Origin of the sequence: Variovorax sp. Root473 (genome assembly GCF_001426505.1) — a bacterium.
Classification (GTDB): Bacteria; Pseudomonadota; Gammaproteobacteria; order Burkholderiales; family Burkholderiaceae_C; genus Variovorax.
The window spans coordinates 1-5,941 of sequence record NZ_LMEV01000009.1; the positions used below are offsets into that span (position 1 = coordinate 1).

Annotated in this window: 2 tRNA genes and 3 rRNA genes; all 5 read right to left on the bottom strand. The window is 50.1% G+C overall.

Features of this window, described 5'->3' with window-relative positions:
- Window positions 1-115: 115 nt before the first annotated feature.
- The 5 genes from rrf to ASD34_RS05145 all read right to left on the bottom strand — a co-directional run bounded on the left by rrf (window position 116) and on the right by ASD34_RS05145 (window position 5,359).
- Window positions 116-228: ribosomal RNA gene (gene rrf / locus ASD34_RS05125) — 5S ribosomal RNA — on the bottom strand.
- A 128-nt stretch (window positions 229-356) separates the two neighbouring features.
- Window positions 357-3,232 (bottom strand): 23S ribosomal RNA (locus ASD34_RS05130).
- 320 nt (window positions 3,233-3,552) lie between these two features.
- Window positions 3,553-3,628: transfer RNA gene (locus ASD34_RS05135), tRNA-Ala, on the bottom strand.
- Window positions 3,629-3,658: 30 nt separating this feature from the next.
- Window positions 3,659-3,735, bottom strand: a tRNA-Ile gene (locus tag ASD34_RS05140).
- An 89-nt stretch (window positions 3,736-3,824) separates the two neighbouring features.
- Window positions 3,825-5,359 (bottom strand): 16S ribosomal RNA (locus tag ASD34_RS05145).
- Together the 16S, 23S and 5S rRNA genes with 2 tRNA genes alongside form the textbook arrangement of a ribosomal RNA operon.
- Window positions 5,360-5,941: the final 582 nt, after the last annotated feature.

Below are 5,941 nucleotides of genomic sequence, written 5' to 3' on the forward strand. Positions count from 1 at the left end.
CGCTTTTTCTTTGTCTGTCTATTTGCCTGCGCGTGCTTTGCGGGCACTTTGTGTTTGTATTGCGCAAAGCAAAAAACCCCAGTCATTGCTGACTGGGGTTTTCTGGGCTGTAAGAGCCTGACGATGACCTACTTTCACACGGGAACCCGCACTATCATCGGCGCTGAGTCGTTTCACTGTCCTGTTCGGGATGGGAAGGAGTGGTACCAACTCGCTATGGTCATCAGGCATAAAGGGTTGTTCAGCTGATCACACGATCAACCGAACGAATTCATAGAGTTTGGAATCAGCTTTTGGCGAATTATTTTGAATGCGTCAACTTGGCATAACACCTTGATCAGATTGATCAAAGTTATAGGGTCAAGCCGCACGAGCAATTAGTATCAGTTAGCTTAACGCATTACTGCGCTTCCACACCTGACCTATCAACGTCCTGGTCTTGAACGACTCTTTAGGGGGCTCAAGGCCCCGGCAGATCTCATCTTGAAACGAGTTTCCCGCTTAGATGCTTTCAGCGGTTATCTCTTCCACACTTAGCTACTCGGCAATGCCACTGGCGTGACAACCGATACACCAGAGGTGTGTCCACTCCGGTCCTCTCGTACTAGGAGCAGGCTTCCTCAAATCTGCAGCGCCCACGGAAGATAGGGACCAAACTGTCTCACGACGTTTTAAACCCAGCTCACGTACCTCTTTAAATGGCGAACAGCCATACCCTTGGGACCGGCTACAGCCCCAGGATGAGATGAGCCGACATCGAGGTGCCAAACACCGCCGTCGATATGAACTCTTGGGCGGTATCAGCCTGTTATCCCCAGAGTACCTTTTATCCGTTGAGCGATGGCCCTTCCATACAGAACCACCGGATCACTATGTCCTGCTTTCGCATCTGCTCGACTTGTCAGTCTCGCAGTTAAGCACGCTTATGCCATTGCACTATCGTCACGATGTCCGACCGTAACTAGCGTACCTTCGAACTCCTCCGTTACGCTTTGGGAGGAGACCGCCCCAGTCAAACTGCCTACCATGCACTGTCCCCGATCCAGATAATGGACCTAGGTTAGAACCTCAAACACACCAGGGTGGTATTTCAACGTTGGCTCCACAAGATCTAGCGACCCTGCTTCAAAGCCTCCCACCTATCCTACACAGATCTGTTCAAAGTCCAATACAAAGCTACAGTAAAGGTTCATGGGGTCTTTCCGTCTTTCCGCGGGGAGATTGCATCATCACAAACATTTCAACTTCGCTGAGTCTCAGGAGGAGACAGTGTGGCCATCGTTACGCCATTCGTGCAGGTCGGAACTTACCCGACAAGGAATTTCGCTACCTTAGGACCGTTATAGTTACGGCCGCCGTTTACTGGGACTTCAATCAAGAGCTTGCACCCCATCATTTAATCTTCCAGCACCGGGCAGGCGTCACACCCTATACGTCCACTTTCGTGTTTGCAGAGTGCTGTGTTTTTAATAAACAGTCGCAGCCACCGATTTTTTGCAACCCATTCATGCTTCGTTGTTCACTACACACTAATAGGGCACACCTTCTTCCGAAGTTACGGTGTCAATTTGCCGAGTTCCTTCTCCTGAGTTCTCTCAAGCGCCTTAGAATACTCATCTCGCGCACCAGTGTCGGTTTGCGGTACGGTCGTTGTTAGCTGAAGCTTAGTGGCTTTTCCTGGAACCTCGTTCAGTCACTTCACGGACAAGTCCGCTCGATCGTTGGCCTCGGTATATGTGCACCGGATTTGCCTAATGCACGCCTACATCCAACTAAACCAGAATAATCCAATAACTGGATGACCTATTAAGATCCGTCCCCACATCGCACTAACAATCGGTACAGGAATATTGACCTGTTTCCCATCAGCTACGCATCTCTGCCTCGCCTTAGGGGCCGACTCACTCTACGCCGATGAACGTTGCGTAGAAAACCTTGCGCTTACGGCGAGGGGGCTTTTCACCCCCTTTAACGCTACTCATGTCAGCATTCGCACTTCTGATACCTCCAGCACGCTTTACAACGCACCTTCACAGGCTTACAGAACGCTCTCCTACCACTTGCAATAAATTGCAAATCCGCAGCTTCGGTAACTGGCTTAGCCCCGTTACATCTTCCGCGCAGGACGACTCGATCAGTGAGCTATTACGCTTTCTTTAAATGATGGCTGCTTCTAAGCCAACATCCTGACTGTTTTAGCCTTCCCACTTCGTTTCCCACTTAGCCAATTTTAGGGACCTTAGCTGGCGGTCTGGGTTGTTTCCCTCTTGAGTCCGGACGTTAGCACCCGGTGCTCTGTCTCCCAAGCTGTACTCATCGGTATTCGGAGTTTGCCTTGGTTTGGTAAGTCGCCATGACCCCCTAGCCAAAACAGTGCTCTACCCCCGATGGTAATACTTGAGGCACTACCTAAATAGTTTTCGGAGAGAACCAGCTATTTCCAAGTTTGTTTAGCCTTTCACCCCTATCCACAGCTCATCCGCTAGTTTTGCAACACTAGTCGGTTCGGACCTCCAGTACCTGTTACGGCACCTTCATCCTGGCCATGGATAGATCACTTGGTTTCGGGTCTACACCCAGCGACTGATCGCCCTATTCGGACTCGATTTCTCTACGGCTTCCCTATTCGGTTAACCTTGCCACTGAATGTAAGTCGCTGACCCATTATACAAAAGGTACGCAGTCACCCCTTACGAGGCTCCTACTTTTTGTAAGCACGCGGTTTCAGGATCTATTTCACTCCCCTCCCGGGGTTCTTTTCGCCTTTCCCTCACGGTACTAGTTCACTATCGGTCAATGATGAGTATTTAGCCTTGGAGGATGGTCCCCCCATATTCAGACAGGATTTCTCGTGTCCCGCCCTACTTGTCGTTAGCTCAGTACCACACAGGTCATTTCACGTACGGGGCTATCACCCGCTATGGCCAGCCTTTCCAAGCTGTTCCGTTATGTCTTGTGCTATCACTAACAGGCTCTTCCGATTTCGCTCGCCACTACTTTCGGAATCTCGGTTGATGTCTTTTCCTCGAGCTACTGAGATGTTTCAGTTCACCCGGTTCGCCTCGCATGACTATGTATTCATCATGCGATACCTTTGCAGGTGGGTTTCCCCATTCGGAAATCTCCGGATCAAAGCTAATTTGCCAGCTCCCCGAAGCTTATCGCAGGCTATCACGTCCTTCGTCGCCTATCATTGCCAAGGCATCCACCACGTGCTCTTATTCACTTGACCCTATAACTTTGACGTTTCTTTCGAAACACAAAATCATCTCAAGGAATATGTCAGGCCTTTCACCTGACGCGTTATGCCGTACTTCCAATATCGATTCGACTCGAAATTGAAGTTTCTTTTGACGCAATCAAAAATTCTATGTTGCTGATGGCACGGTCTGCACTAAACCTTTACGAATGTGCAGTTTCCATCAGCAACGCTGATTCGACTCTATGAATTTTTAAAGAACAGCCGATTGATCAAGAGATCCTGATCAACAACAAAGAAGCCTCATGCTTTCGCAGGAAGCTGCTTTGGTGTTGAATAAGTATCGAAGTTATTGGTGGAGGATGACGGGATCGAACCGACGACCCCCTGCTTGCAAAGCAGGTGCTCTCCCAGCTGAGCTAATCCCCCTCAAACTCTCACACGAGATATCAGAAGATTTGGTGGGTCTAGTTGGGCTCGAACCAACGACCCCCGCCTTATCAAGACGGTGCTCTAACCAGCTGAGCTACAGACCCATTCGCCAATCATCTTCAAAATTGAAGACAACCGACTTCTTCCAACAACCGATAAGTGTGGGCGTTTAAATTAAATTGCTTGTTTCCAGAAAGGAGGTGATCCAGCCGCACCTTCCGATACGGCTACCTTGTTACGACTTCACCCCAGTCACGAACCCTGCCGTGGTAATCGCCCTCCTTGCGGTTAAGCTAACTACTTCTGGCAGAACCCGCTCCCATGGTGTGACGGGCGGTGTGTACAAGACCCGGGAACGTATTCACCGTGACATTCTGATCCACGATTACTAGCGATTCCGACTTCACGCAGTCGAGTTGCAGACTGCGATCCGGACTACGACTGGTTTTATGGGATTAGCTCCCCCTCGCGGGTTGGCAACCCTTTGTACCAGCCATTGTATGACGTGTGTAGCCCCACCTATAAGGGCCATGAGGACTTGACGTCATCCCCACCTTCCTCCGGTTTGTCACCGGCAGTCTCATTAGAGTGCCCAACTGAATGTAGCAACTAATGACAAGGGTTGCGCTCGTTGCGGGACTTAACCCAACATCTCACGACACGAGCTGACGACAGCCATGCAGCACCTGTGTTACGGTTCTCTTTCGAGCACTAAGCCATCTCTGGCGAATTCCGTACATGTCAAAGGTGGGTAAGGTTTTTCGCGTTGCATCGAATTAAACCACATCATCCACCGCTTGTGCGGGTCCCCGTCAATTCCTTTGAGTTTCAACCTTGCGGCCGTACTCCCCAGGCGGTCAACTTCACGCGTTAGCTTCGTTACTGAGTCAGTGAAGACCCAACAACCAGTTGACATCGTTTAGGGCGTGGACTACCAGGGTATCTAATCCTGTTTGCTCCCCACGCTTTCGTGCATGAGCGTCAGTACAGGTCCAGGGGATTGCCTTCGCCATCGGTGTTCCTCCGCATATCTACGCATTTCACTGCTACACGCGGAATTCCATCCCCCTCTACCGTACTCTAGCCATGCAGTCACAGATGCAGTTCCCAGGTTGAGCCCGGGGATTTCACAACTGTCTTACATAACCGCCTGCGCACGCTTTACGCCCAGTAATTCCGATTAACGCTTGCACCCTACGTATTACCGCGGCTGCTGGCACGTAGTTAGCCGGTGCTTATTCTTACGGTACCGTCATTAGCCTTCTGTATTAGAAAAGACCGTTTCGTTCCGTACAAAAGCAGTTTACAACCCGAAGGCCTTCATCCTGCACGCGGCATGGCTGGATCAGGCTTTCGCCCATTGTCCAAAATTCCCCACTGCTGCCTCCCGTAGGAGTCTGGGCCGTGTCTCAGTCCCAGTGTGGCTGGTCGTCCTCTCAGACCAGCTACAGATCGAAGGCTTGGTGAGCCTTTACCTCACCAACTACCTAATCTGCCATCGGCCGCTCCATTCGCGCAAGGTCTTGCGATCCCCTGCTTTCATCCGTAGATCGTATGCGGTATTAGCACAGCTTTCGCTGCGTTATCCCCCACGATTGGGCACGTTCCGATGTATTACTCACCCGTTCGCCACTCGCCGCCAGGATTGCTCCCGCGCTGCCGTTCGACTTGCATGTGTAAGGCATGCCGCCAGCGTTCAATCTGAGCCAGGATCAAACTCTATAGTTCGATCTTGATTTTTGCGCCTGACCTCGCAGCCAGGCAAAACTCATAAAAAAAGAATTAAAGTGAACTTCACTTCTATCTCATGAGCGTTTTTAAGTCTTGCGACTTGTTCCGAAGAACTTACGCAATTACCTTCAAACGCCCACGCTTATCGGCTGTAATTTTTTAACGATCACCGAAGCAACTTGTCGTTTACTTCGTTTTGCTTGCTGCGATCAGCGAAGCCTTGTAGTCTAACACGATTTTTTAAGTATCGTCAAACTTTTTTCGCTTTCTTCAACTTCTTTTTTCGCATCCCAAATCTTTTGATTCGAGCTACTGAAGTTGTTTTCAGCGGAGCCTTCGATTATGCACTGTTTTTTCAAACCGCGTCAACTTTCGAAGACTTTTTTCGCTTTCCACTTCTTCTTTCCTGCAACCCAAACCTTTCAGCTCAAGTCGCTGAAGCCGTTTCAGCGAAGCCTTCGATTATGCACCGTTTTTTCAAACCGCGTCAACTTTCGAAGACTTTCTTCACCACCCCACAACCAACACCCCTGAGAGCACCAGTCGCTTCGAACACCAGAGGTATTCAGTAGCGAAGCC